This is a genomic window from Pseudoalteromonas sp. APAL1 (genome assembly GCF_021532475.1).
GTDB classification, from domain to species: domain Bacteria; phylum Pseudomonadota; class Gammaproteobacteria; order Enterobacterales; family Alteromonadaceae; genus Pseudoalteromonas; species Pseudoalteromonas lipolytica_C.
The window spans coordinates 35197-54010 of sequence record NZ_JAKGAW010000005.1; the positions used below are offsets into that span (position 1 = coordinate 35197).

Genomic DNA, 18814 nt, shown 5'->3' on the forward strand with positions numbered 1-18814 from the left:
ATACGTAAGTTTTCAAAACGTGTGTTAAATGCAAGCGCCGTCTAGAAAGCACGTTTTACGAAAACTCTAAATCAATATTTTTTAATGCTGCACGGGTTCAATCACTAAAATCAAGCTTTATGACAATTTCGTGAAGATTGTGATAATGTAACTTTTTATCGTTTCTTTGCTTTATAATGCCATTTTATTTGTATGATAAACTTGGGTTTAGCTTGGAGTTAGTATGGTTTCACGTCGAGATTTTTTAGTAGGGGCGGGCACGTTAGCTTTTTTAGGATTATCAAAAAGTGCCATAGGAAAGGTGTCATTAGGTGATTTAAAAACAACGGCTGTCGGCTTTGGCCCGTTAATTCCTGATCCAGATAAATTGCTCGACTTACCTGAGGGCTTTAGTTATCAAGTAGTTTCAAGCCTAGGTGAGAAAATGTCTGATGGCTTTACTGTACCCGATAAAGCCGATGGCATGGGCTGTCTAGCGCTTGGTAATGACCGTGTTGCATTAGTGCGAAACCATGAGCTAAAGCCAAAAGACTTAGCGAAAGCTGAAGCAAGTATTGCCAATCATAAAACACCTCTGGCTTTTGATACTAACAGTGACGGTGTGGCGTTACCGGGTGGCACAAGTCATATCATTTATAACCTAAAAACCCATCAAAAAGAGCAAGAATACTTGTCATTGGTCGGCACTATTCGTAACTGTTCTGGCGGTATCACGCCTTGGGGCACCTGGCTTACGTGCGAAGAAACCACCGATACTAAAGCTGATGGATTTAACCAAGATCATGGTTATATTTTTGAAGTACCCGCAAATAGCAAAGGCTTAATTAAACCTGAGCCATTAAAAGCCATGGGTCGATTTAACCACGAAGCGGCTGCCGTTGATCCGCGCACAGGCATTGTTTATTTAACAGAAGACAAAGGTGATAGCGTCTTTTATCGCTTTATTCCAAATGAATATGGCAAGCTGCATAAAGGCGGGCAACTACAGGCTATGGTGGTAAAAGGTAAGCCACAATTCGATAGCCGTAACTGGAACAATAAAGCCATGAGGCTACATCAAGAGCTTGAGGTTGAGTGGGTAAATCTAGATAACCCAGAAAGCCCGAAAGACGACTTACGATTACGTGGATACAAGCAAGGCGCGGCACTGTTTGCTCGCGGTGAAGGTATTCATTGGGGTGATAAAGAGCTTTATTTTTGCTGTACCAATGGTGGTAAAAAACAACTTGGTCAGGTTATGAAATATCAACCATCAGAATTTGAAGGCACCGATAAAGAAGCACAGCAACCCGGTAAAATCTCGTTGTTTGTAGAAAGTACCAGCAAAACCCTCTACAACTTTGGCGATAACTTAACCGTGTCACCTAATGGGCATTTAATTGTCTGTGAAGACCAATACACCGATGTGGTTGATAACCATCTTCGTGGTGTTACACCTCAAGGCCAAGTTTATAATTTTGCCCGTTTGGTTGCGCAAACCGAGCTGGCAGGTGCCTGTTTTTCACCGGATGGAAGCACCTTGTTTGTAAATGTTTACTCACCTTCTAAAACCCTAGCTATAACAGGCCCATGGCACCAGTTTAGTGTTTAATTCTGTAGGCACTCTTTTATGAGTGCCTCAATTTACTGGAAGCTGATAATATAATTGGACCGCATAGCCATGAATTCTAATTATTCTTACAGTTCACTTTATTAGCATGCTTGGCAATCCATTTAGTCATTTTTTTCATTAAAGCGGGTGGAAAATCATGGCCCATTCCGGGCACAACTTTTAACTTACTGCGCTTTATTAACAGAGCGGTGTTGATGCCCGCAGACAGTGGCATAACAGGATCAGCACTGCCGTGGATCACTAACGTGGGGGCTTTAATCTTCTTTAAAAGTTGCTCACGATAGGGCGTTGCGGCAATGGCTGCAAGCTGACGTTTAAAGCCTGTTTGATTTGTGTGGGCCCGCTCAACATAGCGTTCTGCGTTGGCGTATAAAGCGTGTTCATCTTGTGGGTAGGCTGGGCTGCCAATGAGTTGGTTGAGCTTAACATTGTAATCAATCGCGGCTTCTTTATTACTGCTTCGAGGGCGTATTTTAGCGAGCTTTACTAATAGGTTTATGTTTGAACCCGAAAACGATAACGGCGAGCTACTTGACATAATTGAAGTTAAGCTCAGCACGCGCTTTTTATACTTTGCCGCGGTAATTTGCGCAATCATGCCACCCATCGACGCCCCCACTAAGTGCGCTTTTTTGATAGCCAGTGCATCCATTAATTCTTTTACATCGCGAGCCATGTCATCGAGCGAATAGGGCAGTTTTGCACGAATGGGTAATCGGCGGCTAAGCCAATGTTTTACAAGACTCGGCTTGCCTAACTCATCTAACGATGAAGATAGCCCTGCATCACGATTATCAAAACGAATAACCCGAAAACCTTTTTCGACTAAGCCAAAATAAAGCGACTCTGGCCAAACGGTAAATTGAGCACCTAAGCCAATAATCAAGATGATCACAGGCGCGTTTTCATCGCCTTCATCTTGATAACTAATACTGATACCGCTGGCTGTAAGGATATGTTCCATAGACTGACAAATAAGCTTACGCAGGTATCATCAGCTTAGTGTGTGAAGTTGGCAGTTTAGTGACAGCAAGAAAAATAGACAGCACATGACTGCATGCTGTCTATTTTCAGGGAGTTTTCTTAGAAGTAAGCGGTAACGCCAATCCAGAAGTTACGGCCTTTATCTTTAACGTTGTAGTCGTCTGTGAATGTGACTTCACTAATTACACCGCGACCTGTTAGGTACTCATACTCACCATCGCCATTTAGGTCGGTATAGCTTGTGCTATACGAGGTGAAATCTTCGTCTAATAGGTTGTTTACACGGGCATTGATTTGCACGTACTCATTTACATAAAACTGCGCACCTAAATTAAGTAGGTTGTAGTTTTTGTAGTACAGCGCTTTGTCGTGCACGTTATCCCAACCGCGGTAACGGTCTGAACGATATACACCTTGTAGGTATAGGTTCATAAAGTCAGTCGCTTCCCAGTTTAGGGTAAGGTTTGCCATGTGCTCAGCGGAGTTCGTTAGTGGCTGACCTTGTTCAGGGCCGCTCTTTTGTTCGCTATCAGTCCAGGTGTAGTTACCGTTAACAGACACTGTTTTGCTGATAGTATATTGGCCTGCAATTTCAACACCTTGTAGGTCTACTTCGTCGATATTGATTTTTTGGCTATAGCTATCGTAGCCAAGTTGATCGTACTGACCTAAGTTCACACAAGGGCGTACATCGTTAGTTTGCTCACAGCTTAAAATAGTGTCGCCGCTGGCAATTTTGTCTTCAAACTTGGTGTTGTAGTAAGTCACATTGATGTTGTGATCGCCATCAAGCGAAGTCCAGTAAAGTGCAACTTCTGAGTTCACACTGGTTTCTGGTTCTAAATCTGGGTTACCCGCAAATGGGCTTGTGCCCTGACCACCAAATCCGGTGATACCGTCGTAAAGATCAGTGGTTTGCGGCGTTTTATAACCTGTACTTACGCCCCCTTTTAAGGTCCAAGTGTCAGAGAGGTTATATACACCGTAAACGCGCGGTGATACTTGGCTACCAAATACATCATGATCATCGTAACGAGCGCCTAATGTGAAGGTAAAGTTGTCGGTTGCCATCCAGTTATCTTCGGCAAAGATTGAGTACATGTTTTGCTCTTGTACTTTACCTGCTTGGTCACTTTCAAGACCAAATACACCGTCTTTTAACTCGCCATCAATTAATTGACCACCAATTGCTAGATTATGGCTACCAAAGCTGCCTGTGATAGGAATATCAAAGCGTAAGTCATAGGTATACTGGCTGCTTTCTAGTGGGCGTGCAGGGCGTGGTAGGAAAGTTTCTTCGGCTAAGTCTTTACGTGCTTGCTCGTCCATTCCTTCATATTCGCCAGTACCATCGTACATAGCTTGCAGCTCTAAGCGCTCGCTTACACTCAGTGGTAAAGTACGGCCATTATTTTGTGTATCAACATAAGAAACCGAGGCCTTCAGCGTTGCCCAATCAAGCTCGCCATCGTAGCTGAATGACCACCATTCACGATCAAACTCTTGGTCTGCTGCATAACCTGCACGCGGGTTTACTTGGCCGCGGCGGTCTTGCCAAATTGATTCAATATTATCTTTAGTGCCAAGAGGGTAAGTAATGGTGCCTGATTCAATGTCGTAGCTTGGCGTGTTGTCGTACACTTGGCTTGAATTATCATAATCAAAACGTAAATGATGAGACTCAAACGGGGTATAAGTTAGAGTAAAACCATACTGCTCGTTGGTGTTATCAACGGTACGACCGCCACTACCAAAACCTAATGAACGAGTATGAACAACACCATTTGGATCGGTTGCTGGTTCAAATGTTGGCGATGATGCTTGTTGCTCGTAAACACTGCCGCGTACACCTAAGCTTAATACGTCTTTGATAAGCGGGCCCATCACACTAAAGTCAGTGGTAATGTCATCACCAAAATCATCGTTTTGTTGTAATGAACGACTAAATGAAACAGCACCGCTCCAGCTATCAGTGTGCTTTTTAGTGATGATATTGATTACACCACCCAGTGCATCTGCACCATAAAGCGTTGATGCAGGGCCGCGAATAACTTCAACACGCTCAATGGCATCAACTGGTGGTACGTGGTTAAACGCGTTGCCACCAAAATTGTTTGGATAAATATCGCCATGGTTATTTTGGCGTTTACCATCAATGAGTAACAGGGTGTATTCACCTGTTAAACCACGCATACTCACACTGCCTTGGCCGGTTTTATCACGAGTTGTACCAATGTCGATACCTTCTAAATACTGAACAGCATCAAGCACTGAGGTGAAGGCATGAGACTTAATATCTTCATTGGTGATAATTGAAATACTTGCAGGTGCTTCGGTAACTTTTTGCTCAAAGCCTGTTGCAGTAATCACTAAACGTTCCATATCTTGTTTAGGCTTAGCGTCATCAGCAAAGGCTGAAAAATGTGTTGCTATGGCAAGTGCCAGTAAGCTTGGTTTTATTGATTTCATTGTAGGTTTCCAGTTCTTTATGTTGATTTCCTTTTGAGGAACGGTGCGTATAGTACACAAATTAAAAATACAATCAATAATTATTCGTATTTAGGTTTTTGGGTTTTAACTCATTAAATAATATTTTTAGTTGAGTTGTTTTGGTTCTTAGCTAATTAATGCGGTGTTACAAATGAGCTGTAGATTAAATACTCTTAGCAGAGGTTATTGAGGTATATTGTTTTAACCATCACAATTAAAATTTTAGTAATGAATTCAGATATCGCTTTAGCGCGCTTTAAGCAATTTCCTGTGCTTATGTGGATCTTCTTATTTGGCTCGTTTATTACCCGTGGCAGTTATTACATGGTGTGGCCATTTCTTGCGGTGATCTTGTACGAAAAGTTTGCGTTATCGGCGACTGAAGTCGGTTTGGTACTTACCAGTGCTGCCGTGATTTCGGTGTTCACCAGTTTTATTGGTAGCAGCCTATCAGATAAAGTGGGCCGGCATACGCTGATGTACATTACTGGCGTGCTGTATATCATTTCTTTCTCGTTGTTAGCTGAGGTAGAAACGGTAGCAGGGTATGTGATTGTGATGACCTTATGCTCGATAGCAACCGCACTTTGGCGACCATTAACCAGCGCGGCGATTGGCGATATTATTGATGATGCACAAACTCGCGAGCTGGCCATGCAGTCGCTGTACTTTATTGTAAATGTGGGCTGTGCGGTGGGGCCATTAGCTGGGGTATGGCTAGGTTTAACTGGTGAGCAGTCGAGCTTTTATATTACCGCAGTAGCATTTGCTATTTTATTGGTGCTACTTGTTTGGGGCTTTAATTTTAGTGATAAAGCCGCAAAAAATACTGCCGCAATTGACGAGCCCGAAGAGAAAAAACCAGCTGTACAGGGCAAGCAAATCTTACGTATTTTATTTGCTGATAAACTGCTGCAATGTTTAATTTTAGCCAATATTTTGTGCATGTTTATTTATGCGCAAATGGATAGTTCACTCATACAATACCTCACTCGTGCAGAGGCACCCGACCTACTTGGATTGATTTCTGCGCTGATATTTACCAATGCGTTGGTGATCATTTCAAGCCAATTTTTGCTGTTAAAAATGATGGCACGATTTAACCTAACGGTGCGAATTCAAATTGGTTTAGTGCTATTAATGGTGTCGCAGTTTTGGCTAGCACTTAATCCGATCGATTTATTTTGGGGCTGGATTGGTGCAATAGTGGTGATGAGTTTGGCCGAAACCATTTTATTTCCGACGATGAACGTGCACCTCGATAGGCTCGCGCCATCTCATTTACGTGGAGCTTACTTCGGCGCGGCTTCGTTTTACGATTTAGGGTTTGCTTTAGCGCCGCTCGGTGGCGGTTTAATTTTAGATTATTACGATGGCCCAACCTTGTTTTTTGTCGCGGGAGGGCTTTGCCTTGTGGTGATTTACTTATACGCCATACTCGAAAAGCTACCCAGACCAGATTTTGCAAACTCATTATCAAAGTAAATTTATAACGTGAAATTGCACAACAGCTGCTACCTTTATAACTCACACATTTAACGTTGAGGTGTAACATGGCTGTTTCTGCAATCCCAAAAGGTTTCCATGCGGTAACCCCGTATTTGGTTATTGAAGGTGCCACTAAGGCGATAGAGTTCTACAAACAAGCTTTTGCTGCTGAACTTGTAATGCAAATGCCTCTGCCTGATGGTGGAGTGGCGCATGCTGAAATAAAAATTGCCGATTCTCATATTATGCTTTCTGATAATTGCCCTGATGTGCAATTTAAGTCGCCGCAACAACTTGGCGGTACACCGGTGAGCATTATGCTGTATGTTGAAGATGTCGATGCTGTTTTTGCTAAAGCCTTGTCGCTTGGCGCGAAAGAGCTGCGCCCCGTGCATGATCAATTTTATGGCGACAGATCAGGGACTTTAGAAGACCCTTTTGGCCATATTTGGACTATAGGCACACACAAAGAAGACCTCAGTGAGCAAGAGCTGATGCAGCGAATGAGTGAGCTTATGAGCAAAGAGCAAGATGCTTAAAAAGTTGTTTCAACCGACATTCCTATTTGCCATGAATCAACGTCTTGGTAACTGCCAAGTGGCGTACTAAAGTCGATATGGATAACGTTATCGTTACTTGAGCGCGATGAATATAGGCGAATACCCACACCCGCACTGGTTAGCATTGAATCTGAAATATTCGCAGTTTCAGTGCTGCCAAATGCCTGCCCAACATCAACAAAGCCAACAAAGCCTACATCTACGAACTGATACAAATTAATATTAGGGTACATTCTTAGTTCAGCCGTCGCTTTTACGCTTGAAGTACCATGTTGGTAACTTTCTGGGAAGCCACGCATGCCTTCTTCACCGCCAACAGCCAGCGGTTTATCAGCAAATTCATGATTTTGCCAATGACCATTTACATGCGCATAAAAAGCAAATGAGTCTGACCAGCGATAGTTCATTTGTGCTTTTGAATAGATAGCTAAGCGGTCATCAAGCTCAGTTCCGACATTGCCTTTGATTCCAGCGGCAAATCGATACAAGGCGTTATTGTTAAACCACGCTTTGGTAAGGTTTGTATCAAATAAAAAGCCTTGGCCAAAATTTACGGTATCGATGGCAAACTTTGAATTTAGCTCCCAGCCGAGGTTAACGTCTTCGTTGTGGTTTATTAGGTCAATATCGTGCAATACGGCGTAATTGTCCTCTATCCAATGTAATCCGACCCAAGGCGCTGCAATGGTGTAATCGTTAAGGCCTGCAAGTAAAGGCTCTGTTTCAAAAGGGCGGTAGCTGACATCTTGGTAATCAATCCCAGCAAGCCAGTGGAAGGTTTGCTGGCTGTCTTGCGATAAAATTCCGCCGTAAGCAAACTGGGCGATTAATTCATCAGTAAAAAACTCTGAACGAGTCATGCCATTTTGATAGATATAACTTTTTTGCTTTTGAGATTGTGCAAAGTAGCGCATTAGTGCGTCACTGCTGCGTTGATAAAAAGGCTGATGATAATCCACTAAAAAGACTTGCCCGTCATCGTAATCATCAGCTTGTAAAGTGAGGGTTGCATGAGGCTGCCAAGGCACTGGCATTTGCAGCACTGAGTGGTAGCCTGAGCGTTCATGATCTGATTTATACTTTAATGATGCGCGAATACCGTAGCCTAAAAAGTTTTCTTCTTTAAAACCTAAGCTGTATTTATTATTGCCGCTACTACGGCCAAAATTAATGGTTGGTAATAAACTCCAGGTATCCCAGGTATCGATTTGCACCACGCGTGGCTCATCTTCAAGGCAGTCGTTTGTATAGCTAATTTTGGCATCTCTTAAGTATTTTTTGCCGCGTAGGATGCGCTCTGCTTCTTGAAGCTGGCGTTCGCTAACTTGGTCGCCTTCTTTAAAGGTTATCTGTTCGCTGATTACGTTTTTCTTGGTATCAATATGTAGCCAATTGATAAAGCGATGCAATGCTGTCGTTTCAGGATCATTGGGGTCAAAAATCGTGTGTGTATCAATGTTGAGTTTATCAACGAAGATGTCTTTATCTTCACTCAACTCAGTTGTAGGTTTGCTTTTTACTTCACAAACAACATCTAAGCTTAAAGGTTCTTTTGCATAAACTGTCCCTGTAGCAGTGCATGAAAATAATAAAACGGAGGTTATTTTATTCATCTTTGTTATGCCTACTAAATACCAAGGAGACGCAGCGATTTGCTTTATCAACCTTTAAATTCTTTACAGTTCTCAGCATAAAATCGCTAACTTAAGAAAAACTTAACTAAAACTTAAACTTGATTGAAGATTGTAACGCTATGATTAATAAGGGATATGATAATCAACTGAGGCGAAATTAATCGTGTAATAGCTGGCTTACGTATGATTTCTTAAGGTTTCTAATAGAGTAAGTAATGAAAAAGCGTGTTTTATATTGGCTGCAAAATGATTTACGCCTAGTCGACAATGAAATTCTATCTGAGTTAGCTGATTTTGATGGTGAGCTTGATTTAGTGTTTGTGATTGAACCACGCTGGTTTAGGCAAACTAACTATCAGTCGAAATCGTTTGGTACGCATAAATTCAACTTTTTACGTGAGAGTCTCGCGGCATTTGCACAAACAGTTGAGAAGCTTGGGCAAACACTGCATGTGATCACTGGTGAGCCTGAGCAAGTAATTAGTCAGCGATTGCAAAAATATGAAATTGAAACATTGGTTTGTACTGAGCAGGTTGGTGTTTACGAGCAAAAGCAGCTCAATAAAATCAAAGCATTATGCCCACATGTGACGGTGAAAACCTATCAGCAAGATACCTTGTTCAAGGCAAGTGACTTGCCTTTTCAACTTGATAACCTCCCAAAAAACTTTACTGCTTTTCGTAACAAGGTAGAAGCTGAGCCAACCTTTATAGCAGCGCCTTTGCCAGCGGTAAGCCTTTTGCCTCACCCAGTTCAGCTATGTCCTGAGCAAGCTATAGATGATGTTCCTGCTCACTCAGGCAGTTTTAAAGGTGGTTTAATTGCAGCTCAGCAGCATTGCAATGCATATTTTTCGTCTAAAGCGCCAAGCAGTTATAAAGAAACGCGTAACGAGTTAGATGGTTTTAGTAACAGTACCAAGTTCAGTGTATGGCTCGCTGGTGGCACAATTAGCGCAAAACAGCTGTACAGAGAGGTTGAAGTATATGAGCTTAAAAACGGGGCGAATGAGTCTAGTTATTGGATAAAGTTCGAATTACTGTGGCGCGAATACTTTAAGTGGCATGCAGTACAGGCTGGTGCAAAACTATTCCATTTTAAAGGGCAAAAGCAAAGCGCGCCTCTGACTACCTTTAATAGTCAGCGCTTTGAGGCGTGGTGCCAAGGCCGCACGCCGTTTGCTTTGGTGAACGCAATAATGCATGAGCTTAATGCGACAGGCTATATTTCTAATCGCTCGCGCCAAATTGCGGCAAGTTGTTTGGTCAACGAACTTGAGCTTGATTGGCGCTATGGTGCGGCTTATTTCGAGCAACAGCTCATTGATTATGATGTAGCAGCTAATTGGGGGAATTGGCAATACATTGCGGGTGTCGGTGTTGACCCCAGAGGAGGGCGGCACTTTCATATTAATAAGCAAACAGCGCTGTATGATCCTTTGGCTCGTTACATTCGAAAATGGCAAGGTGATGTTACAGTCTCTGAGCTTATTGATGTTGTCGATGCAGCTGATTGGCCAATAGCCACTTAGCTGTTGTAGATCAATATACTTGCCTACTCTGTTAGAGGTTTTATTGTTTGTTAACTAATATAAATATAGAGGCTTGATTGGTGCCATTGGGTTAGCGAGCAAGGAAAACTATGATATTTAGTGAAGGCTATGAGACGGTCAAATCTAAGCTAGGTTTAGATGTGGCTCAATTAATTCTTGATGGCAGTGATGCAGGCATTTGGCTTTGGAATATACAAACCGGCGAAACAATTTTTAATGATAAGTGGGCTAAAATCGTTGGCTTCACCTTAGACGAATTAAAGCCTGTATCGATAGAAACATGGATGAATTTAGCCCACCCAGATGATTTAGAAAATTCAGAAAAGCTTCTTAATGCTCACTTTCGTGGTGAGTCTGAGCGTTATATTTGTGACGTTCGTATGAAGCATAAAAAAGGGCACTGGGTAAAGGTGCTTGATAAAGGTAAGGTGCAAAGCTGGGATGAAGCAGGTAATCCTGAATGGATGCTAGGGGTTCACATTGATATTACAGAACAATGGCTCAAAGAACGTGAAATAGAGTTTTTGCACGCTAAGCTACAAACCTTTACTGACAATCTTCCCGGGTTTGTTTATCAATTTGTAATTGATGAGCAAGGCCATGCATCATTTCCTTTTGCAACAACTAAGGTGGTTGATATTTATGGGTGTACACCTGAAGAAATAAAACAATCAGCCAGTATCTTAACAGACACAGTTCATCCAGATGATTATGAACGTATTTACAAAAGTGTTGTGCGGTCACGCGTTAGTTTAGACGATTGGCATGAGGTTTTTCGGGTTAATCATCCAACCAAGGGATTAATATGGGTTGAAGGCAAGTCTTCACCTGTAGCACATAAAGATGGAAGTGTTGAGTGGAATGGGTATTTAGAAGATGTTAGCGAAGAAATTAAAAATAACGAGCAAATAAAACTACTCACAGCAGTTTTTTCGACAACCAGTAGAGGCATCATAATCACCACCTCAGAACCTAAAATTGTTGATGTAAACCCTGCTTTCGAACAAATAACGGGATTTAAAAAATCTGAAGTTTTAGGAAAAAACCCTGCCATTTTATCTTCTAGCCGTCATCCTTGTGAGTTTTTCAAATCTATGTGGCAGACATTACTTGCTGATGGCTCTTGGCAAGGAGAAGTGTGGAATAAACGTAAATCAGGCGAGGTCTTTCCTGAGTTATTATCGATTGATGCTTTATATGATGACAGCGGCAATGTAAGTCATTACATTGGCGCATTTGATGATATTTCCCAAGAGGTGGCAAACAGACAATTATTAAGTGAATTAGTCAATCAAGACCCATTAACTAAATTACTAAACCGACGCGGCTTAGATATTCAATTGAATGCATTTTCAATGCAAGCGCCCGTTGAGCATAATCACTTTTCGTTAATCTATATAGACCTCGATAACTTCAAACTTGTTAATGATACTTTTGGCCATGAAAAGGGCGATAATTTACTGTTAGATATCAGTGAGCAACTTTCATTACAGTTAAGAGATAATGATGTGTTGGCGCGTATTGGCGGGGACGAATTTGTTATTCTACTGCCGACCTTAGCAAAACGCTTTGTTTGTCAGGATATTGCCGAGCGCTGTCAAAAAGCGGTTGAAGCAGTTGCCAAGCGTTACGCAACATTGTTACCCGTTAGTGCAAGTTTTGGTATTGCGATGTTTCCAGAGGATGGTAAAAATGCCAAACAGTTGCTCGCCTCAGCTGACGAGCAAATGTATAAAATGAAGCTAAAGAACAAATCGTTACCACTCGGTTGATATTTCGACGCTAGGTAGTTTATTTAAAAGCGGTAGTAAGGCGCGCTCTTTGCGTAAATCTTTGCGTTCGTTTTCTAAATCTTTGCGTTCTCGATAAAGCTCTTTTTGCTGGCCATTATCAAGCTGGTTGCTATTTAGCTCTGCGCGAATATCTTTTAAGCGGCGGTCAATGTCGTTAATTCGCTCATCAATGTATATCAGTCTTTGCTGTACTTCGTACCTATCATTGCCTTCTTGCCATGCTTCACGAAAAGCAGTGCTGTTACAAACGCCATTGTAAGATGCGCCTTGCATGCCAAGGGTAAAGCCATTTTCGGGCTCACAATACACCGCCAGACCCTGATCATATCCCACTTTATATTCAGCAATATTGGCACTTACGCCATATTCGCTGCATTGTGATAAGGCATCTATGCCATCACGATACTCAGTGCCATCTGCACCATGCTTATAACCAATACCATGCCAATTGGCTTGTAAACATTCATCTTTACTTACCGAGGTACAGCCTGCTAATACGGTTAAAGGAAGCAGGGCAAGGATCCATTTTCTCATTGAAATTTCAGCTTGAACTATTAATAACTGACTTGATTCTAGCCTGAAATATTATTTTTTAGAAAGTTGTTTTTGTATTTCATAACAATGCCTTCACATGATTAAGTATTATTGCCGATTAGTATCCATCACCACTGACAGAACCGCTGGGCGATGCGAATATTTGGCTGTGCATTTTTTAAATGTACTAATTGCAATATACATAACGCGGTAAAGTGACTGCGTTTTATAAGCTGATGACGGTCAAAGCGCATGATCTCGTACCATAGCTTAAACAGCTCACCAAAACGCATCAGGTTGTTATTGTTAAATTGCCACTGCGACTGGTAGTTTACTTTGATTGGGCAGGGCATATGGCCCGGATAGGCTTGCCATGGTGCAAGCATGGCACGCGGATAACTGGTTTTCAGCCAGCGCTGATAAAAACGGTGCTTACGAACATATTCAACAGAGACTGCTAAAGGATATTGCAGCACTTTCCACGAATAAAACGGATGAAAGAACTCCATTTTAAACTCGCATACTTGCTCGTTTGGAATGCTCAAATGATGGTGTTGATCATTGAGTAGCAAAAACAATTGAAATGCTTTTTCGAGTGGCAATTCAGCCAAGGGTTTAAAACTAAGTTTTAGGTTATCAATTAGTTTTTGCTGTAGTGCAGATGCATTATGTACCACTGACTTTGGCAAATAAGCGTACTGCTGATCTAAATAAGCTTGAATGAGTTTATCAAGATTGTTTTCTTTTGCCGCAGCATAAATAGCGTCGCCATAAAACACCGCACCTAAGCCAACACTGCCGCCATTACCAGACCAACTAATTTGTGGTCTTGAAACGGTTTTATATTCATTGTGATGTGCTTTGCGCCAGTATTTGCCAAGGCGCTGCTCAACAGAGAGCTTTTGTGTGTCGCGTACTTGCACTACTTCAAGTTTAAGGGCATTTTGCGAAGCATATTGTTTTGCGCAGTAGAGATCTTGGCTATCTGATTGCGAAAAATTAAACGACTTTAGCTGAACCCCTTGGCGTAATAGCTCGCAGTTAATTAACCGTGAATCTAAGCCGCCCGACAGGGTACTGAGCACTTTTTTATCGGTGTGCATCGCTTTTGTTACAACACTGCGAAAGGCCTGAGTAACGCCTTCAATTGCATCGGTCACTTCTCGGTTTTGTTTGGCAAGGGCGACCCAATCAAAGTAACGTTGTTTTACCACGCCGTGGCTGGCATCAAAACGTAATACTTCGCCTGGGTATGAGCATTTAATGTTTTTGTAAGGCGTGTGATCTAATAGCGGGTAACCAAGTACAGCAAGCTCTGTGAGTGCTTCGGCATCGCTTTCAAGCTCAATACTCAGTTGTTTAAATATCCCCAAGTTGGTTGAAAACAGTAAGCCTTGCGCCGTTTTTAAGGTGTAAAATGGTTTTAAGCCAAGTGGGTCGGTGGCAAGTACTAAGCTGCCTAATTGGCTATTAAACTGGCAAAAGCTAAATACCCCTTCACATTGCTGTAAGCAGGTGTTGAGCGAAGCTGTATTGGCCATGGCTTTTAAATCATCACTGCGCGAGCTACTGAGTAAGGGATGACCAATCAGCGTTGCAATTTGCGACTCAGTTTGCAACCAACTCGCTTGTTGGTATGCATCAAAATCATATTGAAAAATAGCTCCATTATCACAATCAAAGCGCTTAACATCTGCTTTTTTATAGCGATTAAACACATCAGCTATTTGATTAATATAATGAAATTCTGTTTTGCCTAATTCATTGAATTGGATATAACCTGCGATAACAGCCATGTTAACCACCTTTTCGTTTGCTAACTTACTAGTAAAATTGCAAGCCATAGGCCAAAACGAATAAAGGCCTTAAACAAGGCCTTTGGGTAACATTACAAAATTACAAACGCAGATCAGCGATTGTTAAGTTGTTGGTTGATCTCATCAAAAATACTTGCATCATCAATGGTAGATGGAATTTGTAGTTCTTCTCCATCGACCAATTGGCGTAGGTTCTTTCTGAGTATTTTCCCTGAGCGGGTTTTTGGGAGGCGCTCAACATGCAAAATGTTTTTTAAGCAGGCAATGGCGCCAATTTGATTTCTTACCGAGTGAACTAATTGTTGCTCGACTTCTTTGCTATCGCCAAGGTAATCATCTTTGAGCACAATCATTGCCATGGGTAGTTGCCCTTTGAGTGCATCATTAACCCCAAATACTGCGCATTCAGCAACAGCAGGGTGGGCTGCTACAATCTCTTCCATTTCACCGGTTGATAAGCGATGACCTGCAACGTTAATCACATCGTCGGTACGACCCATAATAAATAGATACCCATCGTCATCAATATAGCCGCCATCACCAGAGAGGTAATAACCCGGGTATTCACTTAAATAGCCCGCTTGAAAGCGTTCATTGTTTTGCCAAATTGTAGGTAAACAGCCAGGAGGTAAAGGCAGTTTAATAACTACAGCGCCGCTTTCGTTTGCTGCACACTGCTCACCGTTCATATCAAGAATTTGTACATCAAAGCCCGGTGTCGGTACAGTAGAGCTGCCCGGTTTAGTGGCAAGTTGTTCAATACCAATTGGGTTACACGCAATTGCCCAACCTGTTTCTGTTTGCCACCAGTGGTCGAGTACGGGCAAGCCCGTTTTGTCTTTTAGCCACTCATAAGTGGGTGGATCGAGGCGCTCGCCGGCCAAAAATAAACGCTTTAAACTTGAGGTGTTGTATTGTTTAAAGCCCTCAGCGTTAGGGTCTTCTTTTTTAATTGCGCGAAACGCAGTAGGAGCACTGAATAAGGCGCTGACTTTATAATCTTCGACAACACGCCAAAACGCACTGGCATCTGGGGTTCTAATGGGTTTGCCTTCGTAAAGTACGGTGGCACAGCGATAAATGAGCGGCGCATATACAATGTACGAGTGACCAACTACCCAGCCAATATCAGAAGCTGCCCAAAATACCTCACCGGGTTTCATGCCATATACGGTTTCCATGCTGTAATGCATTGCAACTGCGTGACCCCCGTTTTCTCGAACCACCCCTTTAGGAGTTCCTGTAGTGCCTGATGTGTAAAGAATATAAAGCGGGTCATCACCTGCAACAGGTACTGCATCGACTGCACTTGCTGCCTCAGAGGCTGATTGCCAATCGATGTCTCGGCCATCTTGCATCTCGGCGATGGCTTGTTCACGCTGAAATACAATACAGTGTTCAACAGCATGCTTGGCGTTGTCGAGTGCTTCATCAAGCAGTGGCTTATATTCAATCACATGATTGATTTCGACCCCGCAAGACGCAGTAAGCACAAGCTTAGGCTTTGCATCATCAATACGCACCGCGAGTTCGTGCGGTGCAAAACCACCAAATACAACGGAGTGAATGGCACCGAGGCGCGCACATGCCAGCATACCAATAACCGCTTGTGGGATCATTGGCATATAAATGACTACGCGGTCACCTTTGCTTACGCCAAGGGATTGCATGAGCCCTGCAAATTTAGCTACCTGAATTTGTAACTCGCCATAAGTGTATTGTTGTTTGGTATTGGTAACAGGGGAGTCGTAAATCAGTGCAGTTTGGTCGCCATAGCCTGCCTCGACATGTTGGTCGAGGGCTAGGTAACAAGTGTTTAGCTGACCATCGGCAAACCAATGGTAAAAATCATTATCGTCATATTGGTAAGGAGCACTTGGCTCTTTAAACCAAGGAATTCGTTTACTTTGCTCAAGCCAGAACTGACCCGGATCGCGCTGGAACTGTTGATATTGTTGTTGATATTCGCCCGCCATTGTGAGGCTCCTATACTTTTTAGTGAGAGATTTGTACAACGTACTAAAAAATATAGGGCGGTTTTTGATTAAATAATATGCGACCTTGGTCGGCATTAATTGGGCTAGATGTAATGAAACCGCCCGGTTTAGGGGCGATTCCAGGGAGTTGTGATACTAAACCTGTTGTTCACTAATAAGCGGTAAGCAAATGAGGATCTTAACGCCACCTAACTCACTGTGCTCAGCTTTTATAGTGCCTTTGTGTGTTTCAATCAGGCTTTTACAAATCGCCAGTCCAAGGCCTGAGCCCCCCGTTTGACGGCTGCGCGACTTATCAACGCGGTATAAGCGTTCGAATATTTCAACTAACTGATTGTCGGTAACGCCGGGTGGGGTATCTTCAATACTAAAAGTAATACTCTGCTCTGAGGCCATTGCTATAAATTTAATTTTTCCGGGTTTATCAGTATAAAAAGTACTGTTTGATAAAAGGTTCGTCAGTACTTGCTTAATTTTATCGATATCCCATGTCACCTTGATATCAGCAGCAACGCGAATGTTACAAGTAAATTCAAAGCCTTTGTTTTCTACAAAAGCAGTAAAGTCTTGTTGCCAAACGGATAATACATCAGCAAGTAAGTAGGGTTTTAAGTTAAGGTACAGGCTATCTGAATCTGCTTGTGCTAGTTGATGGATATCACGGATCAGTATATTGATATCGGTGAGTTTTCGATTAATTGCATCGTAAGAGGCATCAACGTCTTTGGCGATATTGTATTGCAATGCTTCAACTTGCAATTGTAGTGCTGTGAGTGGCGTGCGAATTTCATGAGATACATCGGCTAGTAAGCGGTTCTTTTTATCAACAACTTCTTGGAGTAGCTGTGCTCGTTCGCTGGCAAGTTTACGCTTTTTAAATGAGCGGTAGCCAAAGCCTGATATCAGTAAAATCACGCAGCTTAAGCCCAGTAACCACGCTTTAAATTGCCATTCACTTTCGCTTAGTTGGGCGGCTTGAATTTGCTTATCAGCACTCAATTGATTGATTTCTTGCTGATTTCGCATAAAAGCCACTTGGCTTTGCATTGCGGCCACGGTTAAGTCGTGCTGATTTTTACCGGTATTATCTTCAAGGGTTTGATAGCGGCTTTGCGATTCAAATGCTTGTTTATACAGTTGTAATGCAAGGTAAGAGTCAGTGAGTAGTTTATTTAAGCTGATTTGATCTTCAACATCATGCAGTTCGTCAGCCTGTTTTAAAGCTTGCTCTGCGGTTTTAATAGCTTTTGAATGATCATCAAGGGCTTGATAGATGCGTGTTTGAGTGATCCCTAAAGACACTAAGTGTGATCGAAAATTATAGTCAGTAGCGATTGCTAAAGCGCGATCAATATATGCTTGCGCTTCACTAATGTTGCCTTGTTGTAAAGCAATTAACGCCATTAAATTATACGAGCGACATAGCCCTGTGTTTGAAGATGATTGTTGATAATAGCTAATCGACTTCTCAGCGTAATCCGTGGCTGTAGCAAGTTCACCTTGTTTAAGTGCAGCATAGCCAACTTTCATGGCACTATTACCAATATCGACTTTGGAGCCAATTTCTAAATCCAACACGTGAGACATTTTAAAGTGCTTTAACGACTGAGCATTGTCACCCATACGTCGATAAACTTCGCCAATTTCATAAAGCGCATCTGCAATGCCTTTTTTATCATCAAGTTTTTGATGCAAAGAAAATGATAAAGTTAAATTAGCAAGCGCCGCATTGTGATCGCCAATAATGGCTTCAATAATACCTAAGTTTTGTAGCGCAGATGCATACGATTTTTCGTCATCGAACTCGCGTAAAATATTGACTGCTTTTTGTGCTTCGCTTAGAGCAGCTATGTATTTATCTTGCCAGCGTAAAATAGCTGCTAATCGCTCATAAGACTGGGCTATCAGCATAGAATCTTGTATCTCTTTGGCAATGGATAATGCATCTCGGTAGTGCTGCTCTGCAGTAAGAAAGTTACTTTTTCTACCTTGTGCGTAACCCTGAATAAGCATTGCTCGCACCGTTACAACCTGATTATTTTGTGTTTGTCCGTAATCTAGTAGTTGCTCTGCATAGCTCAGTGCTTGGTCATAATCGCCATTGCTTACATTCATAAACGCCAACGATTCGAGCGCTTCTTGAATGATCTGTGGCTGATTGATGAGGGTTGTATCGTTAGTTAACTGCTCAAATATATCCGTTGCTTGGCTTGGATCACTGTTACGTAGCAATTGTGCTTCGTTTAGTTTTTCTTGAGCCTGTTCAGGAGTTATTGCAAAGATGCTTAACGATAGGCAGCTAAGGGCGCAAGCCAAAGCTAAGCTTTTGTAAAATAATGGAGTATTTTTCAT

Annotated in this window: 12 protein-coding genes; 5 read left to right on the forward strand and 7 right to left on the reverse strand. The window is 42.2% G+C overall.

The window, feature by feature from the left end:
• Window positions 1-223 precede the first annotated feature (223 nt).
• Window positions 224-1591 (forward strand): alkaline phosphatase PhoX, encoded by a 1368-nt coding sequence (locus L1264_RS04040; protein ID WP_199526797.1) that lies wholly within the window; start codon window positions 224-226, stop codon window positions 1589-1591.
• A 76-nt stretch (window positions 1592-1667) separates the two neighbouring features.
• On the opposite strand, the gene L1264_RS04045 is transcribed toward L1264_RS04040, so the two are convergent.
• Both L1264_RS04045 and L1264_RS04050 read right to left on the reverse strand, forming a co-directional pair.
• Window positions 1668-2576 (reverse strand): alpha/beta fold hydrolase, encoded by a 909-nt coding sequence (locus L1264_RS04045; protein ID WP_199526798.1) that lies wholly within the window; start codon window positions 2574-2576, stop codon window positions 1668-1670.
• Between the two features lie 119 nt (window positions 2577-2695).
• Window positions 2696-5065 carry a TonB-dependent receptor domain-containing protein gene (locus tag L1264_RS04050; protein WP_199526799.1) on the reverse strand — a complete coding sequence of 790 codons (2370 nt, stop codon included), beginning with the start codon at window positions 5063-5065 and terminating at the stop codon, window positions 2696-2698.
• A 249-nt stretch (window positions 5066-5314) separates the two neighbouring features.
• Between L1264_RS04050 and L1264_RS04055 the strand changes: the two genes are divergently transcribed.
• Together L1264_RS04055 and L1264_RS04060 are read left to right on the forward strand one after the other, a co-directional pair.
• Entirely contained in the window at window positions 5315-6571 is a 1257-nt protein-coding gene (locus tag L1264_RS04055) for an MFS transporter (protein WP_199526800.1), read from the forward strand.
• 68 nt (window positions 6572-6639) lie between these two features.
• Window positions 6640-7113, forward strand: a complete 474-nt coding sequence (locus L1264_RS04060; RefSeq protein ID WP_138624797.1) for a VOC family protein — start codon at window positions 6640-6642, stop codon at window positions 7111-7113.
• Here the strand turns inward: L1264_RS04060 and L1264_RS04065 are convergent.
• Window positions 7110-8747 carry a hypothetical protein gene (locus tag L1264_RS04065; protein WP_199526801.1) on the reverse strand — a complete coding sequence of 546 codons (1638 nt, stop codon included), beginning with the start codon at window positions 8745-8747 and terminating at the stop codon, window positions 7110-7112. The two genes, L1264_RS04060 and L1264_RS04065, sit on opposite strands and share 4 nt — an antisense overlap.
• 236 nt (window positions 8748-8983) lie before the next feature.
• Between L1264_RS04065 and L1264_RS04070 the strand changes: the two genes are divergently transcribed.
• Window positions 8984-10300 (forward strand): DASH family cryptochrome, encoded by a 1317-nt coding sequence (locus L1264_RS04070; RefSeq protein WP_199526802.1) that lies wholly within the window; start codon window positions 8984-8986, stop codon window positions 10298-10300.
• Between the two features lie 110 nt (window positions 10301-10410).
• Window positions 10411-12093 (forward strand): sensor domain-containing diguanylate cyclase, encoded by a 1683-nt coding sequence (locus tag L1264_RS04075; RefSeq protein ID WP_199526803.1) that lies wholly within the window; start codon window positions 10411-10413, stop codon window positions 12091-12093.
• On the opposite strand, the gene L1264_RS04080 is transcribed toward L1264_RS04075, so the two are convergent.
• From L1264_RS04080 to L1264_RS04095, 4 genes are all read right to left on the reverse strand, one after another.
• Window positions 12079-12648: a DUF2799 domain-containing protein gene (locus L1264_RS04080; RefSeq protein ID WP_235403668.1), complete on the reverse strand. Its 570-nt coding sequence runs from the start codon at window positions 12646-12648 to the stop codon at window positions 12079-12081. The two genes, L1264_RS04075 and L1264_RS04080, sit on opposite strands and share 15 nt — an antisense overlap.
• A gap of 128 nt (window positions 12649-12776) precedes the next feature.
• On the reverse strand, window positions 12777-14444 hold the full coding sequence (locus tag L1264_RS04085) for an asparagine synthase-related protein (protein WP_199526805.1): 1668 nt from the start codon (window positions 14442-14444) through the stop codon (window positions 12777-12779).
• Between the two features lie 113 nt (window positions 14445-14557).
• The gene (locus tag L1264_RS04090; RefSeq protein ID WP_199526806.1) at window positions 14558-16441 is read right to left on the reverse strand and encodes a propionyl-CoA synthetase; all 1884 of its coding nucleotides are present in this window, start codon (window positions 16439-16441) and stop codon (window positions 14558-14560) included.
• A gap of 156 nt (window positions 16442-16597) precedes the next feature.
• Window positions 16598-18814: a tetratricopeptide repeat protein gene (locus L1264_RS04095; RefSeq protein WP_235403669.1), complete on the reverse strand. Its 2217-nt coding sequence runs from the start codon at window positions 18812-18814 to the stop codon at window positions 16598-16600.